Genomic DNA, 18,036 nt, shown 5'->3' with positions numbered 1-18,036 from the left:
CGCCTGCGGTACGACCCGAAGTCCCGACGGGTCTTCTCCACGGAAAACCGGCCCGGACCCCCGCAAGAACCAGGGTTTTCGTTGTGTCTCGGCTTGCCTGGCTGTTTCAGTCGGCCACGCCGATGCCCGCACTGGCGAGACGCCAGCGCAGATCGCGTAGTTGGGGTTCGTAATGGCGCCAGTGGCCGATGGCGTGCCTGTAGATCGGCGCACGTACCTGCCACGCGTTGGGCGTGTTGACCGGTGCGGCGTTGTCCTCGGAACGCAGGCAGGCGTCGTCCCATGGCAGTTTGCAGAATTCCAGCAGCTCGCGCGTCGTGGCTTCGGCGGATTCCACCAGTGCCTCGTACCGTACTTCGTGGATGCGGCCGGGAAACAGCTTGCGCCAATGCGCCGTCAGGCGGTCGAACTGGAGGTAGTAGCGGCCGATGTCGTCCAGGTTGAAGGAGTAGTCGTAGAAACCCGACTCCTGGTCGAACAGGTGGCGGAAGTTGCCGATGCAGGTGTCCAGCGGGTCGCGGCGCAGGCAGACGATCTTCGCGTTGGGCAGCGCGCGGGCGATGAAGCCTGCGTAGAGGAAGTTGTGCGGCATCTTGTCGATGAAGCGCGGCGTTTCGCCGCTCACCGGCCGCGTGCTGGCGAGGTAGGCCGCGCCGAGTTGCCGCCAGTCGATGTGTCGGGTGCGCGCGGCGATGTCCGGCTCGCCCAGCAGGGCAGTGGGGCAGCCGGAGGCGCGCTGGATCAGGGTGGGGAAGTTCTGCAGTTCGCCACAGGAGCGCACGTCGGGATGGCTGGAAAGCACGCGATCCAGCAAGGTGGTGCCGGTGCGCGGCATGCCGATGACGAAGATCGGTTCGTGCGTGGGATCGCCCGCCATCGTGGGCTCGGCTTCGGCGGACGGGAAGGCGCGATACAGCGCCTCGAACATCGCCTCGTCGCGTGCGAACGCATAGGGGCGCATGCGCCGGCCGGCGGCCTTGCCGCGCGTGTAGTGCTCGAACGCCCGCGGGTAGTCGCCGAGGTCATCGCACTCCTTGCCCAGCGCGATGTTGAGCAGCAAGTCCGCGCCGGGATCGTGGCCGTGGCGTTCCAGCAGTTCACGCAGGCGTTCGACGTGGTTGTGCTCCCGGGTCTGCTTCTGCAGCTGTGCGAGCAGCAGGTGCGCATACCAATGGCGCGGTTCGGTCTGCACGCAGGTTTCCAGCTCCTGCTCGGCGCCTTTGGCGTCGCCAAGCGAGTTCAACGCGTAGGCGAAGTTGAGATGGTGGATTGCCTGCCCGGGGGCCAACGCCACGGCGCGGCGGAACGCATTGGCCGATTGCACGTGCGCATTGGCCCGCTTGTACACCATGCCCAGCGTGCCAAGAGTCTCCACATCGTCGGGCGACAAGGTCATGGCGCGATCGGCGACCTGCCGCGCCTCGCGGAGCCGGCGGGTCAATGCCAGCGCGCAGGCGTATTGCGCAACGTATTCGGCGCGGCGCGGTTCCAGGTGGGTGGCCTTGAGCAGGTGTTCGAGCGCTTTCGGCATCTGCTGCATGCGCATGCAGGCCACGCCGGCCATGAAGTGCACGCGCGCATCGTTCGGCGCGACGGCCAGCAGCTGGGTGACGCGTTGCTGCACGCGCGGCCAGTCGCTCTGGTTGAAGGCGGCGACGAGCTTGCTGTAAGCCCGGGTCGAGTCGATCACGGCAATCCCCCTGGCGCCGGCGGTGCGGGGAGGCGGCCGGTCGCTTTCGACACAATGAAAGGCCTGCGTCCGCGCGTCAACTAGGTGCCAGCGAGCATCGCCTTGATCCGCGCCATGTGCGACTCCGCGGTTTCGCGCACGGCCTCCTTGTCCGCCTCCGGGTCCTTGCCCTGCCAGTGCAGGTCGGCCTGCGGCAGCTCGTGCAGGAAGCGGCTGGGCTGGTTGCTGTGCACCTCGCCATAGCGTTTCGTCTTCGCCGACCACGACAGCGTCAGCAGTTCCTTGGCGCGCGTGATGCCCACGTACATCAGGCGACGCTCCTCGTCGATGCGGCCCTCGTCGATCGCGCCGTCGTGCGGCAGGGTGCCGTCCTCGCAGCCGACGATGAAGACGAAGCGGAACTCCAGGCCCTTGGCGGCATGCAGCGTCATCATGCGTACCGCGTTGCCGGGGTCGTCGCGGTCGGCGTGGCTGAGCAGGGCCAGTTGCGCGGCGAGGTCGCCGGCGCTGTCGCCCTTCTGCATGGCGCGGAACCAGTCGGTGAGTTCGCGCAGGTTGCCGAGCTTGCGCTCGCGCACGCTGGGGTCGGGCGTGCCGGCGGCGAGCTGCGCCGCGTAGCCGGTGCGCTTGAGCAGGCGCTCGACCAGGTCGGCCGCGCTCTCGTGCAGTGCGGCGCTGCGCAGTTCGTCGAGCAGGTCGGAGAACGCGGCCAGCGCGGCGGCGGGGCGCGGAGTGAGCTGGCGCAGCACGGCGTCGCTGCGGGTGGCTTCCAGCAGCGAGCATTGCTTCGATTGCGCGAGCTGGCCCAGCTTTTCAAGCGTGGTCGAACCGATCTCGCGCTTGGGCACGTTCACCACGCGCAGGAAGGCGGCGTCGTCGTTGGGGTTGGTGAGCAGGCGCAGGTAGCAGAGCAGGTCCTTCACCTCGGCGCGGTCGAGGAAGGAGAGCGCGCCGGTGAGGTGGTAGGGCACGCGCGCCAGCCGCAGCGCCTTTTCCAGCGGACGCGCCTGGAAGTTGCCGCGGTAGAGGATGGCCATGTCGTGCCAGCGCGCCTTGTGCTTTTCCGCCAGCGTGGTGGCGAGCGCGGCCACCTTCTCGGCCTCGTGCTCGGCTTCCTTGCACTCCAGCACGCGGATCGGCGCACCTTCCGGATGCTCGCTCCACAGCTTTTTTTCGTGCGCGTGCGGGTTGTTGGCAATCAGCGCGTTGGCGGCACGCAGGATGCGCTTGCCGCAGCGGTAGTTCTGCTCCAGCTTGATCACGCGTAGATTGGGCCAGTCGCGGCCGAGCTGGTCGATGTTCTCCGGATTGGCGCCGCGCCAGGCGTAGATGCTCTGGTCGTCGTCGCCCACGCAGGTGATGCCGCCGCGTTCGCCGGTCAGCGCCTTGAGCAGGCGGTACTGCGCGTCGTTGGTGTCCTGGTATTCGTCCACCAGCAGGTAGCGCAGGCGCTCGCGCCAGGCGGCGCGGCAGTCGTCGTCGCTCTCCAGGATGCGCAGTGGCAGGCGGATCAGGTCGTCGAAATCCACCGCGTTGAAGGCGGCGAGGCGCTGCTGGTAGAGGTCGTAGATGGTCGCCGCCTCCAGCTCGCGCGGGCTGCGCGCGGCGGCCAGCGCTTCCTCCGGCGAAAGGCCGGCGTTCTTGGCGCGGCTGAGCAGGTTGCGCAGGTTGAACAGCACGTCGGGCTTCGCGCCTTTGGGCGCGAGCTCCTTGACGATGCCTTCGCTGTCGTCCGCGTCCAGCACCGAGAAACCACGGCGCAGGCCGGCGCGGGCGTGCTCGATCTGCAGGAACTTCAGCCCCAGCGCGTGGAAGGTGCACACGGTGAGCGCGGCGGCGTCCTCGCTGGACACCAGCTTGCCCACGCGCTCGCGCATCTCGCGCGCGGCCTTGTTGGTGAAGGTGATCGCGGCGATCTTCGAGGCGGGCAGCTTCCGCCGCCCGATCAGGTGGGCGATCTTCTGCGTGATCACGCTGGTCTTGCCCGAGCCTGCGCCAGCCAGCACCAGCAGCGGCGTGTCGCAGTGTTCGACGGCGGCCTGTTGTTGCGGGTTGAGCATGGATCGGGGCGGGCGTGAGGCGGCGGCCGATGGTAGCAGAGCGGTCGGATGCCGGCCGGCGCGCTACCATGCACGACCCGGCACCTGGCGCAACGACATGGCCAAGCTCTACTTCTATTACTCGGCGATGAACGCCGGCAAGACCACCACGCTGCTGCAGAGCGCGTACAACTACCACGAGCGCGGCATGCGCACGCTGATCCTCACGCCGGCGATCGATACGCGTGCGCAGGGCGTTCCCTCTCCCGGCGCTGCGCGCCACCCTCTCCCGCAGGCGGTAGAGGGGAAAGGGACGCAGCCTGCGGCTGCGGACTATCACATGGGCGTGGTGGCTTCGCGCATCGGGCTCAAGGCGAACGCGCGCCGCTTCGGCAGCGACGAGAACCTGCTCGCGCTGGTCGAGGCCGACATCGCCGCGCACGGCACGCTCCACTGCGTGTTCGTGGACGAGGCGCAGTTCCTCGCCAGGCAGCAGGTGTGGCAGCTCACCGACGTGGTGGACAAGCTGCGCGTGCCGGTGCTGGCCTACGGCCTGCGCACCGATTTCCGCGGCGAACTGTTCGAGGGCAGCCGCTATCTGCTGGCCTGGGCCGACGAACTGCAGGAGATCAAGACGATCTGCCACAGCGGCAGCAAGGCCACCATGGTGGTGCGCGTGGACGGACAGGGCCGGGCGGTCACCGAGGGGCCGCAGGTTGAGATCGGCGGCAACGACCGCTATGTCTCGGTGAGCCGTGCCGAGTTCAAGAAGATCACCGAGGGCCGTGGCCGCATCGAGTTGCAGCAGAGCGTGCTTCCCCTTGGCGATCGCCCCTGAACCTCGACGTCATCCCGGCGAAGGCCGGACAAAAGCTCGCCTTGCGAGCGTTGAACAGCCGAAGGCTGACCCCGCAGGGGGAGCGCAGCGAATCATCCAGTGTCCTCGGATCACGGAGTGCCCAGACACTGGACTCCGGCTTTCGTCGGAATGACGGGCAAGAACCTTTTCACCTTTCATCGCAGGCACACCATGAGCGAATCCAATCCGACCCCCGAATGGCTGCGCCCCTACTGGCAGCCCGGCAGCGACGAAGACGTGCTGCTGCAGTTCTTCGTGTTCGGCAAGTTCGACCCGCACGAGTTGGTGATCCCTGCGCGCCGCTACGGCAGCCCCGGCCTGCCCGCGGGCGTGGAACTCAAGCGCTTCCAGAACCTCGAGCTGCGCAAGTGGGAGGGTTACCCGCTGGCCGGCACGCTGGGCGAGATCCTGCGCGACGAGGCGCCCGAGGCATACGAACAGGCGCGCATCGCACCCGAAGTGCTGGTGGTGCGCGGGCAGCTGAAGGACGGTCCCGGCCTCGACTATCTGCGCGACACGCTGGGCGTGCTCGCCGCGCTGCTCGACATCGGCGGCCGCGTGATCCTGGACCCGCAGATCATGGGCCTGTTCGATGCCGAGGCGTGGCGCGCGCGTTACCTGGTGCCGGGCGGGGCGCCGCCGCGCAACCACGTGCTGATCCTGCGCAGCGACGAGCCGGGCAGCGATCGTTCGTGGGTGCATACCCGCGGCATGCGCAAGTTCGGCCGCCCCGACCTCAGCTTCCGCCAGATTCCCGCCCACGAACTGGATCGAGCCGGCGTGCTGTGCGAGAAGCTGGTGGAGATGCAGGCGCTGGGCACCCGTTTCGCCGCGGGCCAGGAACTGGAAGTGGAAGGCATGCCGCAGGCGCTGGTCGCGCAGCCGGGCGGCAGCCTGACCGACCCGGAGTTCAACAACCGGCATGTGGAGTTCCGCTGGCCGTTCTGAGCGGCGTTGCATTCGGCAAAACGAAAGAGGGCGGCTACTGGCCGCCCTCTTTGCATGCCTTGCTCGTCATCCCAGCGAAAGCTGGACAAGCGCTTTGCGCTCACCCCTGCGGGGCCGCCCTTCGGCTGTTCAACGCTCGCAAGGCGAGCTTTTGTCCGGCTTGCGCCGGAATGACGAACGAAGAAGTTGCTTTGGATCAACCCGCGACGATGAAGCGCTGGCCGTCGTCCATGAAGGCCTTGTCGCCGAAGCCAGCCTCGTGCGAACCGAACGGCATCTGCGCACGCAGCTTCCACGAGGCCGGCACGTTCCAGCTCGCGCGGGCGGCGTCGTCCACCAACGGGTTGTAGTGCTGCAGGCTGGCGCCGATGCCGGCGTCGGTCAGCGCGAGCCACACGGCGAACTGCGCCATGCCGCCCGACTGCTCGGACCACACCGGGAAGTTGTCCGCATACAGCGCGAACTTCTCCTGCAGGCCCTTCACCACGTCCTGGTCTTCGTAGAACAGCACGGTGCCCGCGCCGGCGGCGAAGCTGTCCAGCTTGGTGGCGGTCTGCGCGAACGCCTCGGCCGGCACGATCCTGGCCAGGGCTTCCTTGGCCAGCGACCAGAACTTCACGCTCTGCTCGCCGAACAGGATCACGGCGCGCGAACTCTGCGAGTTGAACGACGACGGCGTGTGCTTGATGGCTTCCTGGATGAGGCGGTTCAGGGCGTCCTTGTCCACGTTCACGTTGCGGCCCAGCGCGTACTGGGTGCGGCGCTTCTTGAGGTGTTCGATCACGGCGTTGCTCATGACGTTGCTCCGTATAAAGAAAAGCCGAACCCGGGGAACGATGGGCGTTCCGGTCTCATGCCTGTGTTCGGGATGACGGATATGTTGGGCGCGCCATGCGGCCACGGGTAGCCGGCGATCCGTGGTTACACCGTTTCCCGAGGGAAACGCTGGGCGACGAGGTGGGCTTTCAGCGCTGGCAGCGTGGGCACCAGAACGTGGAGCGTTGCCCCAGCACGGCCTGTCGTATCGGCGTGCCGCAGACCTTGCACGGCTCGCCCGCGCGGCCATAGACCATCAGCTCGCGGAAGAAATAACCCGGCGCGCCGTCGGGGGCGAGGAAGTCGCGCAGCGTGGTGCCGCCGCGTTCGATGGCGTGGGCGAGGATGCGCTTCACCTCGATGGCGAGTCGGGCGTAGCGTGCGCGCGACACGCTGCCGGCTTCTCGGCGGGGATCGATGCCGGCGGCGAACAGCGCCTCGCTGGCGTAGATGTTGCCCACGCCCACCACCACGGCGTTGTCCATCAGGAATACCTTTACGGCCGCGCTGCGGCCGCGCGACGTGTGCCACAGGAGATCGCCGTCGAAGGCGTCGGTGAGCGGTTCGGGGCCGAGCTTCGCCAGCAGTTCGTGCGTGGCCCCCTGCGCCTGCCACAGCAGGCAGCCGAAGCGGCGCGGGTCGGTGAAGCGCAGCACGCGCGGGCCGGCGTGCGCGCCGCGATCCAGCGCGATGTCCACATGGTCGTGAGGCCCGAGCGGCGCGTCCGGCGGCAGCACGCGCAGCATGCCGCTCATGCCGAGGTGCAGCAGCGCGCTGCCCGCTGGCGTATGCAGCAGCAGGTACTTCGCGCGCCGTTCCACGGACTCGATACGCTGGCCGGGCAGCAGCTCGGAAACCTCGCGCGGGATCGGCCAGCGCAGGTCGGGGCGGCGCAGCGTCACCGCCGTCACGCGCCGGCCGACCACGTGCGGGGCGATGCCGCGGCGGGTGGTTTCGACTTCGGGCAATTCAGGCATGGCTTTTGTCGTCATTCCCGCGAAGGCGGGAATCCATTGTGGCGGACTTGCAGACGACCGGCATGGATGTCCGCAGGTGCGGACATGGCGTCACGTCAGTGCAGCCCGAGGTCTTGCTGCTTCTGCTGCGGCGCCTGCGGCATGAAGCGCAGCGATACCAGCGCCACGCGCTGCCCCACCTGCACATAACACTGCGGCCCGGTGGCGGACACCGCGCCGAAGGCGAGGCGCTGGCCATCCAGCGTGAGCACGGCCCTGGGCGGGGAAAGGCCGATTTTCGCGGCATCGAAATCGCCGCCGGCATGCCATTCCAGCACGGGCGCAGAGGCGGCTTCGGTCAGCGTGTCGAGATAGCGGTCGTCGCCGCGCCGGCCATCGTCGCGCCACCAATGGCCATCGCGCTTCGTGTAGTGCGTGGCGGTTGCGTCGCCAAGCTGCAGCGTCACCTGCGTGACCGTCGCCGGATCGAGTGCGAGCAGGTTGCCCGGCGCATTGCGTGCGTCGCTTCGCCATTGCCACAACGCCAGCGCGACCAGCGCGGTGGCGCCGAGCAGCATCAGCAGGCGCGAGCGCGCGGCGCGCTTCATGCGCGGCGGCGACGCCATGCGATCAGGCCGCCAGCGATGAGCAGCAGCAGCGGCAGCAGCACCATGAAGCCGAGGCCGGCGGCATTGAGCTCGCCCTGGCCGATGCGCAGCACGCGGTCGGGCACGCCTTCATGCGGCACGTTGACGAGCGCATCGTCGCCCAGCAGCCAGTTGAAGATGCGCTCGCCCAGCGCGCGGTTGCCGCCCTGGCCGAGGTAGGCGTTGGAGAGGAAATCGCCGTCGCCGACCACCACCGCGCGCTGTTCGCGCTTGTCCGGGCTGGGCGAGAGCCGCGCCAGCGTGAAGCCGAAGTCCAGCGGTCCCTTGAATTCGCCGGCCGCGGCGTCGTAGCGGATGGCCGAGGGATGCGCGTTGTCGATCGGGTGGAACTCGGTCCAGCTCTGCGCGCTGGAACGCAGCAGTGGCGTGGCCGTCCAGCCGCCCGCGCCGGTGCGCGCCAGCGCGGCCACCTGCGGGAAGCGCGTGGCGAGCTGGAAGCCCAGCGTGACCGGGTTGGCCGGATACTGCGCCACCGCCAGCAGGCGCGGATCGTCGAGGCCGAGCGCCGCGCCGCTGCCGTCCACCAGCACGCCCGGCAGCACCTGCACGCCCAGCGCGTCGGCCAGCGGCTTGAGGCCGAGGTCGTCGTTCGCCGGATCGCGCAGCCACAGCAGGTTGCCGCCGTCCTGCACGTAGCCCACCAGCGCCTGCGCCGCGCCGGCGGGCAGGTCGGAGGTGGGGCTGGCCAGCACCACGAGGTCGGTGCCCTGCGGCACGGCGGCCGCTTGCGCGAAGCTCAGCGGCACCGAGCGCAGGCCGCTCTGCGCGAGCTGGTCCATCAGCGCCGCCATGTCCGCGCCGCCCTGGCCGGAAGGCAGGCGCTCGCCGTCGCCGGTGACGAAGGCCACGATGCGGTCGTTGCCGCGGATCAGGCGCTCCAGCGCATTCGTCACGTCGCTTTCGGAGAGTTCCGTCAGGCGTTGCTCGTGGCCGCGGTAATGCAGGATCAGCTCGCCGTCCACGGCTATGCCCATCTCGCGCATCTTCGCCGGATCCTGTTGCGGATCGACGAAGCGCAACGCGAGGTCGGGCTTGGCCTGCCGGTAGCGCTGCAGGAAGCCGGCGACCTGCGCGCGCAGGTCGCCCTGCGGGCTGGCGTAGCTGACCACGTCCACCGGGCCGTCCAGCTGCGCCAGCACGGCGCGGCTCTGCGGCGACAGGCTCAGGCGGCCGTTCGCCGTCCAGTCGGAAACGTGCGCGTAGCGCGTGCCGAGGAAGCCGAGCGCGCCCGCGCCGGCCAACAAGAGCAGGGCGAACAACCAGCCGTCCAGGCGTCTGGATAGTTTCATGTCAGCCGCGCTCCTTGTCGGCAGCGAGGCGGCGCGTGGCCAGCGCAAGGCAGACCACGATCAGCAACACGAACCACAGGATGTCGGCGCTGGAAACCAGCCCGCGCAGCAGGTCCTGCTCGTGCGTGCTCATCGCCAGCCAGTTGACCACGCCGTCGTTGAGGCCGGCCATCTGCGCGCCGAGGTTCACCGTCCACAGCGCCAGGCCGATCAGCAGGCCCAGCACGGCGGCGATGGCCGGGTGCGTGGTGAAGGCGGAGGCCGCCACGGTCAGCGCGGCCAGCGTGGCCAGCATCAGGGCGACGCCCAGCGTGGCGGCGGCCAGCTTGCCCCAGTCCGGCGTGGTGGCGTGCGCCAGCGAAAGCGGCATTGCCAGCGTCAGCGCCAGCCATGCCAGCAGCCACGGCAGCAGGGCAAGGTACTTGCCGAGCACGATGCGCGATGCCGGCACGCCCGCGGCGAACAGCAGCGGCAGCGTGCCGTTGCGGCGCTCGCCGGCCAGCGTGGACATGGCCAGCAGCGGCACCACGAGGAAGGCCAGCTGCGCGAGCTGGCCCAGCAGCGGCACGGCCACCAGATCCACGTAGCCCGGGCCGTCCGGCAAGGCGGCACGCTTGATTTCGCTGGCCAGGAAGTCGCCCAGCAGGCGGGTGAAGCACCAGCCCAGCCAGGCCAGGCTCAAGGCCAGCAGCACCCAGGCCAGCGGTTGCACGCGCAGGCGGCGCAGCTCGAGTCGGAACATGGGCAAGAGCCGGCTCATGGTCTCCAAGTACCCCGCGTTGTCATCGAGTGGCTGTCGGGTGGTAGTGCGTGGCGCAGCGCCTGACTGGCCGTCAGGCCAAGCCGCGTGCTGCCGCATGGCGGCCACTCGATGGCAACCCGCAGGGCCGGGTCTGTTTGCCCGCATGCCGGCGTCATCACTCGGTCGTGGACGGACGTCCACTCCCTCCTTCTTCCTTGGCCTGCGCGCAAACAGCTCCCGGCGCGGGGTACTTGGAGACCATGAGCCGGCTCTGTCATGCGGCGCGCGCCTGCATGGCGATCTCGAAGAAGCGGCGCTCCAGGGCGGCATGATCGTCGGCGTGTACCGGGCCTTCGTGGCACAGGCGTCCTTCGTGCAGGATGGCCACGCGGTCGCAGACCGCGGTGACTTCGACCAATACGTGCGTGGAGAGGATCACTGCCGTACCTGCTGCGGCCTGTTCGCGGATCAGCTTGCGCAGCGCGTCGACCTGCACCGGGTCGAGCGCGTTCGCCGGTTCGTCCAGCACCAGCAGGGCCGGCCGATGCAGCAGGGCGCAGGCCAGCCCGAGGCGCTGGCGCTGGCCTTGCGAGAGCGTGCCCGCCAGCCGGCGCAGCAGCGGCTGCAGTTCCAGCCGCGCGACGGTGGCTTCGCGTGCAGCGCACAGTCCGGCACCACGCAGGCCGCGCAGGCGGCCGTGGGCGTCCAGATGCTCGGCCACGGTGAGTTCCGGCCACACCGGCGCGCGCTCGGGCAGCCAGCCGATCAGGTGCCGCGCCAGTTCCGGCTGTTCCAGGAAGTCCTCGCCGTTCAGGCGGATCGCGCCGCTGTCCGGCCGCAACGCGCCGGCGATCATCGCCAGCGTGGTGGACTTGCCCGCGCCATTGACGCCCAGCAGGCCCAGTACCTGGCCGGGCGCCAGCGTGAGGCTGAGGCCTTGCACGGCTTCGCGCCCGGCGCGGCGGCGGGCGACCTGGTCGAGTTGCAGGACGGGCGGTGCGGTGGCTCGGGCGGCGGTCATCCCGCGATTGTCGGGGCGGTCCCGGTTTCACACAACCGGAGGTGGTCGCGGCAAGGCGACCCAAGGGGCCGGGTCCGTTTGCCCGCATGCCGGCGTCATCTCTCGGTCGTGGACAGACGTCCATTCCTTACGCTCTTCCTTGGCCTGTGCGCAGACAGCTCCCGGCGCGAACCACACGGAGACATTGGACAAGCTCTTAACGAAACGACAAGTGGCCATTACCTACCATGTCGGATTCCCAAGCAAACATGCTGGCGAGTACGGCAAACCCTCGCCTAGACTGTCCCCCGAACCCTCCCGAGTCCCGCCCCGATGCTCGATTCCGTGCTGAATTTCCTGACCCATGGCTTCACCCACGCCAGTTGGGTCGGTATGCTGGTCTACCTGCTGGTGGTCACCCAGCTCACCATCTTCACGGTGACGCTGTACCTGCACCGCAGCCAGACCCATCGCGGCGTGGATTTCCACCCGGCGCTGGCGCATTTCTTCCGCTTCTGGGGCTGGCTCAGCACCGGCATGGTCACCAAGGAGTGGGTGGCGGTGCACCGCAAGCACCACGCCAAGGTGGAAACCGAGGAAGACCCGCACAGCCCGGTGATCTACGGCATCAAGAAGGTGTTCTGGGACGGCGTGTCGCTGTACCGCGACGCCTGCGCCTCGAAGGAGGACATGCAGCAGTACGGCCGCGGCACGCCGGATGACTGGGTGGAGCACAAGGTCTATGGCGCGCACCCGTATTCCGGCCCGGCGCTGATGCTGGTGATCAACCTCGCGCTGTTCGGCGTGATCGGCGCGGCGATCTGGGCCGTGCAGATGGTCTGGATCCCGTTCTGGGCCGCCGGCTTCGTCAACGGCATCGGCCACTGGGCCGGCTACCGCAACTTCGAAAGCGCCGACACCTCGCGCAACCTGATCCCGTGGGGCTTCTGGATCGGCGGCGAAGAGCTGCACAACAACCACCATGCCTTCCCCAGCTCGGCCAAGTTCGCGCTGCGCAAGTGGGAGTTCGACATCGGCTGGGCGGCGATCTGCGCCTTCCGCGCCATGGGCCTGGCCAAGGTGCTGCGCGTGGCGCCCACGCTGGACGTGCGCCCCAACGTGCCGCTGCCCGACGCCGAGACGCTGAAGGCCGTGCTCACCCACCGCTTCCTGGCGATGACCGACTACTACCGCAACGTGATCGTGCCCACCATGCGCGAGGAAGCCACGCAGGCCGGCGAGACCATCAAGGCCGTGCCGCGCCGCCTGCGCCGTGCGCTGGCCGATGGCGGCCGCTGGCTGGACACCGACAACAGCAGCAAGCTGCAGGCCATGCTGGCCAAGCGGCCGACCCTGCAGACCGTGTGCGACTTCCGCAGCCGTCTCGCCGTGCTGATGGAACAGCGCGGGGCCGAGCAGGCGCTCAAGGGCCTGCAGCAGTGGATCGTCGAGGCCGAGCAGAGCGGCATCCGCGCGCTGCAGGATTTTGCGGCACGGCTCAAGGGTTACGCGGTCGCCGCCTGATCCGCAAGTCACGCATCGCAAACCAAAGAGCCCGCCAATTGGCGGGCTCTTTGGTTGGTGCAACCGGAAATTCCCGGCTCAGAGCTGGTCGGGCCCCTTGCGCAGCCAGCGGTCGAGCAAGGCCTTCTCGTAGCGCAGGTTGTCGCTGTCCGACAGGTTGATGCTGTCGTAGAGGAAGGCCGGGTCGCGCAGCTTGCGCGTACCTTCGCGCAGCACCTTGCCGTTGGCGTCGAGCAACTGGAAGCGCAGGTCGATGCGCGGCGGGTAGATGTCCTTGACGATGCGCACCTCGCGCATCGGCATGGGACGCCACGGCTCGAAGTTGCCCGCGCGATCGATGTCGGTCACCACGATGGCCAGCCGGTCGCCCGGCGGGAGCATCCTGCTGGCGCGGTCCTCGGTGTACGACTTCAGCACCTTCAGGTAATCGTCGTCGGCAAGCTGGGGCGCCAGCGCGCGCACCTTGTGCGTTTCGGTGAACTGCTCGGGATGGTCGTAGGTGACGGTGACATTGGTGGGGGCTGCCTTCGTCGCCATCGCGGGCGCTCCGAACAGCGCCAGGGCGGCAAGCAGCACATGCAGGGCGGTGCGGCGTTTCATGGCGGTTTCCTCCGGCGGGCGATCTCGCCCGGATATGCACGATAACGCTGCTGCGGCATCGCGGTGTACCGCGCCGGCTTTCCGGTCCGGGCACACGCGTGGCAAGCTCCGGCAGTCCGATGGCGCGTCGAGGGGAGGGCAGGGATGGGGTTGCGGGTGGTCGTCCTTGGCGCGACCGGCGTGTTCGGCTCGCGTATCGCGGCAAGGCTCGCGCACGACGAACGTTTCGAGCTGCTGCTGGCGGGGCGTCGCGCGGCGCCGCTGGAGGGGCTGCGTGCGGCCATGGGCGACGCGCGCGTGCGCATCCATGCGCTGGACACGGCGGCCGCGGATTTTCCGGCGGAACTGGCCGCATTGCGCCCGCAACTGGTGATCCACGCCGCCGGTCCGTTCCAGGGGCAGGACTATCGGGTCGCCGAGGCGTGCATCGATGCCGGCAGCGATTACGTCGACCTTGCCGATGGCCGCGATTTCGTCAGTGGGTTCTCCCGTCTCGACGAACGCGCGCGCCGCGCCGGCCGCCTGCTGGTCAGCGGCGCATCCAGCGTGCCGGCGCTGAGTTCGGCCGTCGTCGATGCCTTGCTGCCGGAGTTCGGCGCGCTGGACGCCATCGAATATGCGATCAACCCCGGCAACCGCACGCCGCGGGGCGATGCCACGGTGGCGTCCATCCTCGGCTATTGCGGGCGCCCCATACGTCTTTGGCGCGACGGTCGCTGGGACGTGGCGCATGGCTGGCTGGACAGCCGGCGGCAGTGGTTTCCTTTCGGGCATCGCCGCGTGGGCGTCTGCGATATTCCGGACCTGGCGTTGTTCCCTGCACGCTATCCACAGGCGCGTTCGGTGGTCTTCCGCGCAGGCCTGGAACTGCCCCTGCTGCAATGGGCCACCTGGGGCATGGGTGTGCTGGTGCGGCTCGGATTGATCCGTGACCTCGCACGGCATGCACCCGCGTTGCGGCGCATGAGCGAGTGGTTCGTGCGCTTCGGTTCGGATGTCGGCGGCATGGCGGTGGAGTTGCGTGGCAGCGATGGGCAGGGCAGCCCGCTGCATCTGTGCTGGTGGCTGGAGGCCGGCGAGGGCGACGGGCCGCAGGTGCCGGCGACCCCGGCGGTCGTGCTCGCGCGCCGGCTGGCGGACGGCCTGGTGGAAGCCAGGGGCGCCATGCCCTGCATGGGCCTGCTCACGCTGGGGCAGATCGTCGAGGGATTCGACGGTTTCGCGTTGCGTACCGGTATCCGGACGGCGCCGGTCAGTCGATGAAACGCCACGCCTGTTCCGGCTCGGGCAGGCGGCATTGCGCGCGCCGGCCGAACAGGCGGTAGCGATGGCGGGCGATCCAGCGATAGGCGGGATCGCGCAGGCGCCGCGGGATCGCGCGCAACGTCGCGCCGGCGATTCGCCACGGTGCGCCCAATTGCCCAAGCACGCGGGCGATCGCATCGGTGTCGCTGTAACCCTGTCCCTGGTCGACCAGCAGGAACGACACCGGATCGTCCGGCGACAGGCCGTGCGCGACGAGCAGGGCACGTCCGTGCTGCCCCTGCATGGCCGCCAGCCGGAAGCGGCCGGCGCGGTCGTGGCGCAGGATGAAATCCACCCAGCGGCTGCACAGCACGCAGACGCCGTCGAAGACGATGACGGCGTGCCGGGATTCAGGCGACATGGTCGATCTCCAGCCAGCCGCGGTAGGCGATCAGTCGGCCGATCCCTGGCAGGCGCGTGTCGATGTCGAAGGCGTAGCGTCCGTCGCGCATGCCGCTGCGCGACAGCACGGTGCCGCAGAGGGCGCGCGGCAACGGCATGCCGAGCAGGCGCACGCCTTGCAGCTGCCATTCGATGGCGTCGCCGTCGCGGTGCAGGGCGAAGTGCAGGGTGACGGGGCCGAGCCGTTCGTGCAGCTGGCCGTCGTGGCCGGCGCGCAGCGTCGAGTGCATCTGGCTGCGGAGGAAGTGGCGACTCCAGCGTTCGTGCGTCGGGTGGCGCTCGATGGTGACCGTGATGGCTTGCCCCGCGCCCGGTTCGGGCAGGGTCAGCAGCCGGCGCAGCAGTCGGGCAGGGAGGTGTGTTTCGCCTGCGACATCGGCTTCGCCGCTGGCCTGGACGATGCGGCCTTCGGCGTGCATGCGTTGCACGGTGGGTGCCAGTTGCGGCCAATCGGCGGGTGGCAGCAGGGTGCGGAACAGGGCGGTGGTCGATGGCATGGAGCCATCTTCGTGGGGGTGGTTGAACGGGGCAAGAAAAAACCCGCCATGAAGGCGGGTTTTTGCGTATCGCGCTTGTCCGGCTTTCGCCGGGATGACGTCATGGCAGGCCACGCGCTGCGCGCGTGGGCCATGACGTCACTTGATCTTGCCTTCCTTGTAGATCACGTGCTTGCGCACGACCGGATCGTACTTCTTGAACTCGAACTTTTCCGGCGTGTTCTTCTTGTTCTTCTGCGTGGTGTAGAAGTGGCCGGTACCGGCCGAAGAAATCAGGCGGATCTTGTCGTTTGCACCCTTAGCCATGACTGTTCTCCTTAGACCTTCTCACCGCGGGCACGCAGCTCGGCGATCACGGCCTCGATGCCCTTCTTGTCGATGGTGCGCAGCGCGTGGTTGGAAACGCGCAGCTTGACCCAGCGGTTCTCGCTGGCGACCCAGAAGCGACGCTCGTGCAGGTTCGGCAGCCAGCGGCGGCGGGTCTTGTTGTTCGCGTGCGAGACGTTGTTGCCGGTCTGCACACCTTTCTTGGTGACTTGGCAAATGCGGGCCATGATGAGCTCCGTAATGTTCTGTTGACCGCCCGTTGGCCAGGGCGACATCGGCCCAGCGGCGCCATTGCGCCACGCGATGCTGGAGGGTGTTGCGCTCGCTGCGCCGCGAGGCCCGCATCGCGTGGCGGGCTCCCCGAACGGGTCGGGTCGGCGTGGTGAGCCGCGCATTATCCAGCAAAAACAGGCTGGTGCGCAATCCGCCAGGCCCGGCGCGGGTGCACGCGGCCGGCAGGTATGAAACAATCGGCCTCTTTTGACGCCAGACAGATCGAGGATTCCCATGGCAGAAGTCGCCTCCAACGGCCAGGCCAGCGCGCAGGGCGGCATGCCGCAGCTGGTGCTGCAGAAGATCTACGTGAAGGACGTCTCCTTCGAGGTGCCGGGCGCGCCGCAGATCTTCCAGGAGTTTTCCGGCGAGTCCGACCAGGTCGCGCCGCAGGTGCAGCTGAACCTGGGCCACAAGGCCATGGACCTGGGCAACGGCCTGTACGAGGTGGTGCTCAGCGTCACCCTCACCTGCACGCTGGGCGAGCGCACCGCCTACCTCGCCGAGGTGGAGCAGGCCGGCCTGTTCGGCATCGCCGGCTTCGGTGCCGAGGAGCTCTCCGGGGTGATCGGCAGCTACTGCCCGAACCTGCTGTTCCCGTATGCGCGCCAGGTGATCTCCTCGATGGTGCTGGAGGGCGGCTTCCCGCCGTTCCTGCTGCAGCCGATCAACTTCGACGCCCTGTACGCCGAACAGCAGCGCCGCATGGCCGGCGGGGACGCGCCGTTCCAGCTCAACAGCTAAGAGCCTGTTCATGGTCTCCAAGTACCTCGCGTTGCCACCGAATGGCCGTCAGGTGGTAGTGCGTGGCGCAGCGCCTGACTGGCCGTCAGGCCAAGCCGCGTGCTGCCGCATGGCGGCCACTCGATGGCAACCCGCAGGGCCGGGTCTGTTTGCCCGCATGCCGGCGTCATCACTCGGTCGTGGACGGACGTCCACTCCCTCCTTCTTCCTTGGCCTGCGCGCAAACAGCTCCCGGCGCGAGGCACTTGGAGGCCATGAGCAGGCTCTGGCCGCATGACGCAGCATCCGACCCTGGCGGTACTCGGTGCCGGTTCCTGGGGCACCGCGCTGGCCGCATTGACGGCGCGCAACGGCGTGCCGACGCGGCTGTGGGGCCGCGACCCGGACGCGCTGGCGGCGATGGCCGCCGCGCGCTGCAACCAGCGCTACCTGCCGGGCATCGAGTTGCCGGCGGTGCTGGGCTACGAGCCGGATCTGGCCACGGCTGTGCGCGACGCCGCCGTGGTACTGCTGGTGGTGCCCAGCCACGCCTTCGCCGCGATGCTGGATGACGTGGCGCCGCTGCTGGCGCCCGGCGCCACGCTGGCCTGGGCCACCAAGGGTTTCGAGCCGGGCACCGGGCGTTTCCTGCACGAGCTGGTGGCACAGCGCCTGCCGGGCCATCCGGCGGCGGTCATCACCGGTCCTTCGTTCGCCAGGGAAGTCGCGGCCGGCCTGCCCAGCGCGGTCACCGTGCATTCGGAAGACGCCGCCTGCGCGCAGCGCGTCGCCAACCTGCTGCATGCGCCCAACCTGCGCGCCTACACCGGCGGCGACATGCTGGGCGCCGAACTCGGCGGTGCGATGAAGAACGTGCTGGCGGTAGCCACCGGCATCGCCGACGGCATGGCACTGGGCCTCAATGCCCGCGCCGGCCTGATCACCCGCGGCATGAACGAGATGCTGCGCCTCGGCGTGGCGCTGGGCGCGCGGCCGGAAACCCTGATCGGCCTCTCGGGCCTGGGCGACCTGGTGCTCACCTGCACCGGCGATCTCTCGCGCAACCGCCGGCTGGGCCTGGCGCTGGGCAAGGGCATCGCGATCGACGAGGCGGTGCGCCAGATCGGCCAGGTGGTGGAAAGCGTGCTCGCCGCCGACGAAGTGGCGCGACTGGCCGACCAGCACGCGCTGGACCTGCCGATCAGCGCCGGCGTGCGCGCCGTGCTGCACGGCGAGGTCACGCCCGCCGAAGGCCTGAGGATGCTGATGGCGCGCGAGCAGAAGCCCGAATACCCGCACGGCCTGTTCGGCAACGCCTGACCGCCCCCGCACCCGGAATGCCGCCATAGGAGCACACCCTGTGCGCGATGGCCTCGTG

19 protein-coding genes are annotated in these 18,036 nt (G+C 68.9%); 6 read left to right on the top strand and 13 right to left on the bottom strand.

Annotation, left to right across the window (positions count from 1 at the left end; genetic code table 11):
* Positions 1 to 106 precede the first annotated feature (106 nt).
* Entirely contained in the window at positions 107 to 1,690 is a 1,584-nt protein-coding gene (locus tag IHE47_RS18000; protein ID WP_192107719.1) for a sulfotransferase, read from the bottom strand.
* Positions 1,691 to 1,770: 80 nt separating this feature from the next.
* Positions 1,771 to 3,750, bottom strand: a complete 1,980-nt coding sequence (locus tag IHE47_RS16095; protein ID WP_192107717.1) for a UvrD-helicase domain-containing protein — start codon at positions 3,748 to 3,750, stop codon at positions 1,771 to 1,773.
* Positions 3,751 to 3,847: 97 nt separating this feature from the next.
* Here IHE47_RS16095 and IHE47_RS16090 point away from each other — a divergent pair, with 97 nt between their 5' ends.
* Both IHE47_RS16090 and IHE47_RS16085 read left to right on the top strand, forming a co-directional pair.
* On the top strand, positions 3,848 to 4,567 hold the full coding sequence (locus IHE47_RS16090; RefSeq protein WP_192107715.1) for a thymidine kinase: 720 nt from the start codon (positions 3,848 to 3,850) through the stop codon (positions 4,565 to 4,567).
* A gap of 192 nt (positions 4,568 to 4,759) precedes the next feature.
* A complete protein-coding gene (locus IHE47_RS16085; RefSeq protein ID WP_192107713.1) occupies positions 4,760 to 5,536 on the top strand; it encodes a hypothetical protein in 777 nt (258 codons plus the stop codon).
* A gap of 196 nt (positions 5,537 to 5,732) precedes the next feature.
* Here IHE47_RS16085 and IHE47_RS16080 read toward each other — a convergent pair whose 3' ends face one another.
* The 6 genes from IHE47_RS16080 to IHE47_RS16055 form a co-directional block, all read right to left on the bottom strand.
* A complete protein-coding gene (locus tag IHE47_RS16080) occupies positions 5,733 to 6,332 on the bottom strand; it encodes a nitroreductase family protein (protein ID WP_192107711.1) in 600 nt (199 codons plus the stop codon).
* Between the two features lie 169 nt (positions 6,333 to 6,501).
* Positions 6,502 to 7,329: a bifunctional DNA-formamidopyrimidine glycosylase/DNA-(apurinic or apyrimidinic site) lyase gene (gene mutM / locus IHE47_RS16075; RefSeq protein ID WP_192107709.1), complete on the bottom strand. Its 828-nt coding sequence runs from the start codon at positions 7,327 to 7,329 to the stop codon at positions 6,502 to 6,504.
* 95 nt (positions 7,330 to 7,424) lie between these two features.
* Positions 7,425 to 7,916 (bottom strand): hypothetical protein, encoded by a 492-nt coding sequence (locus IHE47_RS16070; protein WP_192107707.1) that lies wholly within the window; start codon positions 7,914 to 7,916, stop codon positions 7,425 to 7,427.
* A complete protein-coding gene (locus IHE47_RS16065) occupies positions 7,913 to 9,265 on the bottom strand; it encodes a GldG family protein (protein ID WP_192107705.1) in 1,353 nt (450 codons plus the stop codon). The genes IHE47_RS16070 and IHE47_RS16065 overlap by 4 nt, the downstream gene beginning before the upstream one ends.
* Position 9,266: 1 nt before the next feature.
* Positions 9,267 to 10,007 (bottom strand): ABC transporter permease subunit, encoded by a 741-nt coding sequence (locus tag IHE47_RS16060; protein WP_225562015.1) that lies wholly within the window; start codon positions 10,005 to 10,007, stop codon positions 9,267 to 9,269.
* 274 nt (positions 10,008 to 10,281) lie between these two features.
* Positions 10,282 to 11,028 carry an ABC transporter ATP-binding protein gene (locus IHE47_RS16055; RefSeq protein ID WP_192107701.1) on the bottom strand — a complete coding sequence of 249 codons (747 nt, stop codon included), beginning with the start codon at positions 11,026 to 11,028 and terminating at the stop codon, positions 10,282 to 10,284.
* A 312-nt stretch (positions 11,029 to 11,340) separates the two neighbouring features.
* Here IHE47_RS16055 and IHE47_RS16050 point away from each other — a divergent pair, with 312 nt between their 5' ends.
* Positions 11,341 to 12,531, top strand: a complete 1,191-nt coding sequence (locus tag IHE47_RS16050; protein WP_192107699.1) for a fatty acid desaturase — start codon at positions 11,341 to 11,343, stop codon at positions 12,529 to 12,531.
* Between the two features lie 78 nt (positions 12,532 to 12,609).
* Here the strand turns inward: IHE47_RS16050 and IHE47_RS16045 are convergent, their stop codons facing one another.
* Positions 12,610 to 13,131 carry a DUF3016 domain-containing protein gene (locus IHE47_RS16045; RefSeq protein WP_192107697.1) on the bottom strand — a complete coding sequence of 174 codons (522 nt, stop codon included), beginning with the start codon at positions 13,129 to 13,131 and terminating at the stop codon, positions 12,610 to 12,612.
* 144 nt (positions 13,132 to 13,275) lie between these two features.
* On the opposite strand from IHE47_RS16045, the gene IHE47_RS16040 reads away from it, so the two are divergent.
* Positions 13,276 to 14,394: a saccharopine dehydrogenase NADP-binding domain-containing protein gene (locus tag IHE47_RS16040; protein WP_192107695.1), complete on the top strand. Its 1,119-nt coding sequence runs from the start codon at positions 13,276 to 13,278 to the stop codon at positions 14,392 to 14,394.
* Here the strand turns inward: IHE47_RS16040 and IHE47_RS16035 are convergent.
* The 4 genes from IHE47_RS16035 to rpmB all read right to left on the bottom strand — a co-directional run bounded on the left by IHE47_RS16035 (position 14,384) and on the right by rpmB (position 15,889).
* Positions 14,384 to 14,797: a thiol-disulfide oxidoreductase DCC family protein gene (locus tag IHE47_RS16035; protein ID WP_192107693.1), complete on the bottom strand. Its 414-nt coding sequence runs from the start codon at positions 14,795 to 14,797 to the stop codon at positions 14,384 to 14,386. The two genes, IHE47_RS16040 and IHE47_RS16035, sit on opposite strands and share 11 nt — an antisense overlap.
* Entirely contained in the window at positions 14,787 to 15,335 is a 549-nt protein-coding gene (locus IHE47_RS16030; protein ID WP_192107690.1) for a DUF4166 domain-containing protein, read from the bottom strand. Before IHE47_RS16030 ends, IHE47_RS16035 begins: the two co-directional genes overlap by 11 nt.
* Positions 15,336 to 15,473: 138 nt before the next feature.
* Positions 15,474 to 15,641: a 50S ribosomal protein L33 gene (gene rpmG, locus IHE47_RS16025; RefSeq protein ID WP_181303365.1), complete on the bottom strand. Its 168-nt coding sequence runs from the start codon at positions 15,639 to 15,641 to the stop codon at positions 15,474 to 15,476.
* A gap of 11 nt (positions 15,642 to 15,652) precedes the next feature.
* The gene (gene rpmB / locus IHE47_RS16020) at positions 15,653 to 15,889 is read right to left on the bottom strand and encodes a 50S ribosomal protein L28 (RefSeq protein ID WP_192107688.1); all 237 of its coding nucleotides are present in this window, start codon (positions 15,887 to 15,889) and stop codon (positions 15,653 to 15,655) included.
* A 280-nt stretch (positions 15,890 to 16,169) separates the two neighbouring features.
* Here rpmB and secB point away from each other — a divergent pair, with 280 nt between their 5' ends.
* Together secB and IHE47_RS16010 are read left to right on the top strand one after the other, a co-directional pair.
* The gene (gene secB / locus IHE47_RS16015) at positions 16,170 to 16,679 is read left to right on the top strand and encodes a protein-export chaperone SecB (protein ID WP_192107686.1); all 510 of its coding nucleotides are present in this window, start codon (positions 16,170 to 16,172) and stop codon (positions 16,677 to 16,679) included.
* A 273-nt stretch (positions 16,680 to 16,952) separates the two neighbouring features.
* Positions 16,953 to 17,978: an NAD(P)H-dependent glycerol-3-phosphate dehydrogenase gene (locus IHE47_RS16010; RefSeq protein ID WP_192107685.1), complete on the top strand. Its 1,026-nt coding sequence runs from the start codon at positions 16,953 to 16,955 to the stop codon at positions 17,976 to 17,978.
* Positions 17,979 to 18,036 lie beyond the last annotated feature (58 nt).

The sequence above is a fragment of the Rhodanobacter sp. DHB23 genome (genome assembly GCF_014842975.1).
Taxonomy (GTDB): Bacteria; Pseudomonadota; Gammaproteobacteria; order Xanthomonadales; family Rhodanobacteraceae; genus Rhodanobacter_A.
The sequence above is the reverse complement of the archived record's forward strand: the minus strand, read 5'-3'. Positions and strand labels throughout refer to the sequence as shown.

Coding starts and splice junctions, on each gene's coding strand:
- IHE47_RS16095 (WP_192107717.1), bottom strand. CDS start 3,750: ATGCTCAACCCGCAACAACAGGCCGCCGTCGAACACTGCGACACGCCG.
- IHE47_RS16090 (WP_192107715.1), top strand. CDS start 3,848: ATGGCCAAGCTCTACTTCTATTACTCGGCGATGAACGCCGGCAAGACC.
- IHE47_RS16085 (WP_192107713.1), top strand. CDS start 4,760: ATGAGCGAATCCAATCCGACCCCCGAATGGCTGCGCCCCTACTGGCAG.
- IHE47_RS16080 (WP_192107711.1), bottom strand. CDS start 6,332: ATGAGCAACGCCGTGATCGAACACCTCAAGAAGCGCCGCACCCAGTAC.
- mutM (WP_192107709.1), bottom strand. CDS start 7,329: ATGCCTGAATTGCCCGAAGTCGAAACCACCCGCCGCGGCATCGCCCCG.
- IHE47_RS16070 (WP_192107707.1), bottom strand. CDS start 7,916: ATGAAGCGCGCCGCGCGCTCGCGCCTGCTGATGCTGCTCGGCGCCACC.
- IHE47_RS16065 (WP_192107705.1), bottom strand. CDS start 9,265: ATGAAACTATCCAGACGCCTGGACGGCTGGTTGTTCGCCCTGCTCTTG.
- IHE47_RS16060 (WP_225562015.1), bottom strand. CDS start 10,007: ATGTTCCGACTCGAGCTGCGCCGCCTGCGCGTGCAACCGCTGGCCTGG.
- IHE47_RS16055 (WP_192107701.1), bottom strand. CDS start 11,028: ATGACCGCCGCCCGAGCCACCGCACCGCCCGTCCTGCAACTCGACCAG.
- IHE47_RS16050 (WP_192107699.1), top strand. CDS start 11,341: ATGCTCGATTCCGTGCTGAATTTCCTGACCCATGGCTTCACCCACGCC.
- IHE47_RS16045 (WP_192107697.1), bottom strand. CDS start 13,131: ATGAAACGCCGCACCGCCCTGCATGTGCTGCTTGCCGCCCTGGCGCTG.
- IHE47_RS16040 (WP_192107695.1), top strand. CDS start 13,276: ATGGGGTTGCGGGTGGTCGTCCTTGGCGCGACCGGCGTGTTCGGCTCG.
- IHE47_RS16035 (WP_192107693.1), bottom strand. CDS start 14,797: ATGTCGCCTGAATCCCGGCACGCCGTCATCGTCTTCGACGGCGTCTGC.
- IHE47_RS16030 (WP_192107690.1), bottom strand. CDS start 15,335: ATGCCATCGACCACCGCCCTGTTCCGCACCCTGCTGCCACCCGCCGAT.
- rpmG (WP_181303365.1), bottom strand. CDS start 15,641: ATGGCTAAGGGTGCAAACGACAAGATCCGCCTGATTTCTTCGGCCGGT.
- rpmB (WP_192107688.1), bottom strand. CDS start 15,889: ATGGCCCGCATTTGCCAAGTCACCAAGAAAGGTGTGCAGACCGGCAAC.
- secB (WP_192107686.1), top strand. CDS start 16,170: ATGGCAGAAGTCGCCTCCAACGGCCAGGCCAGCGCGCAGGGCGGCATG.
- IHE47_RS16010 (WP_192107685.1), top strand. CDS start 16,953: ATGACGCAGCATCCGACCCTGGCGGTACTCGGTGCCGGTTCCTGGGGC.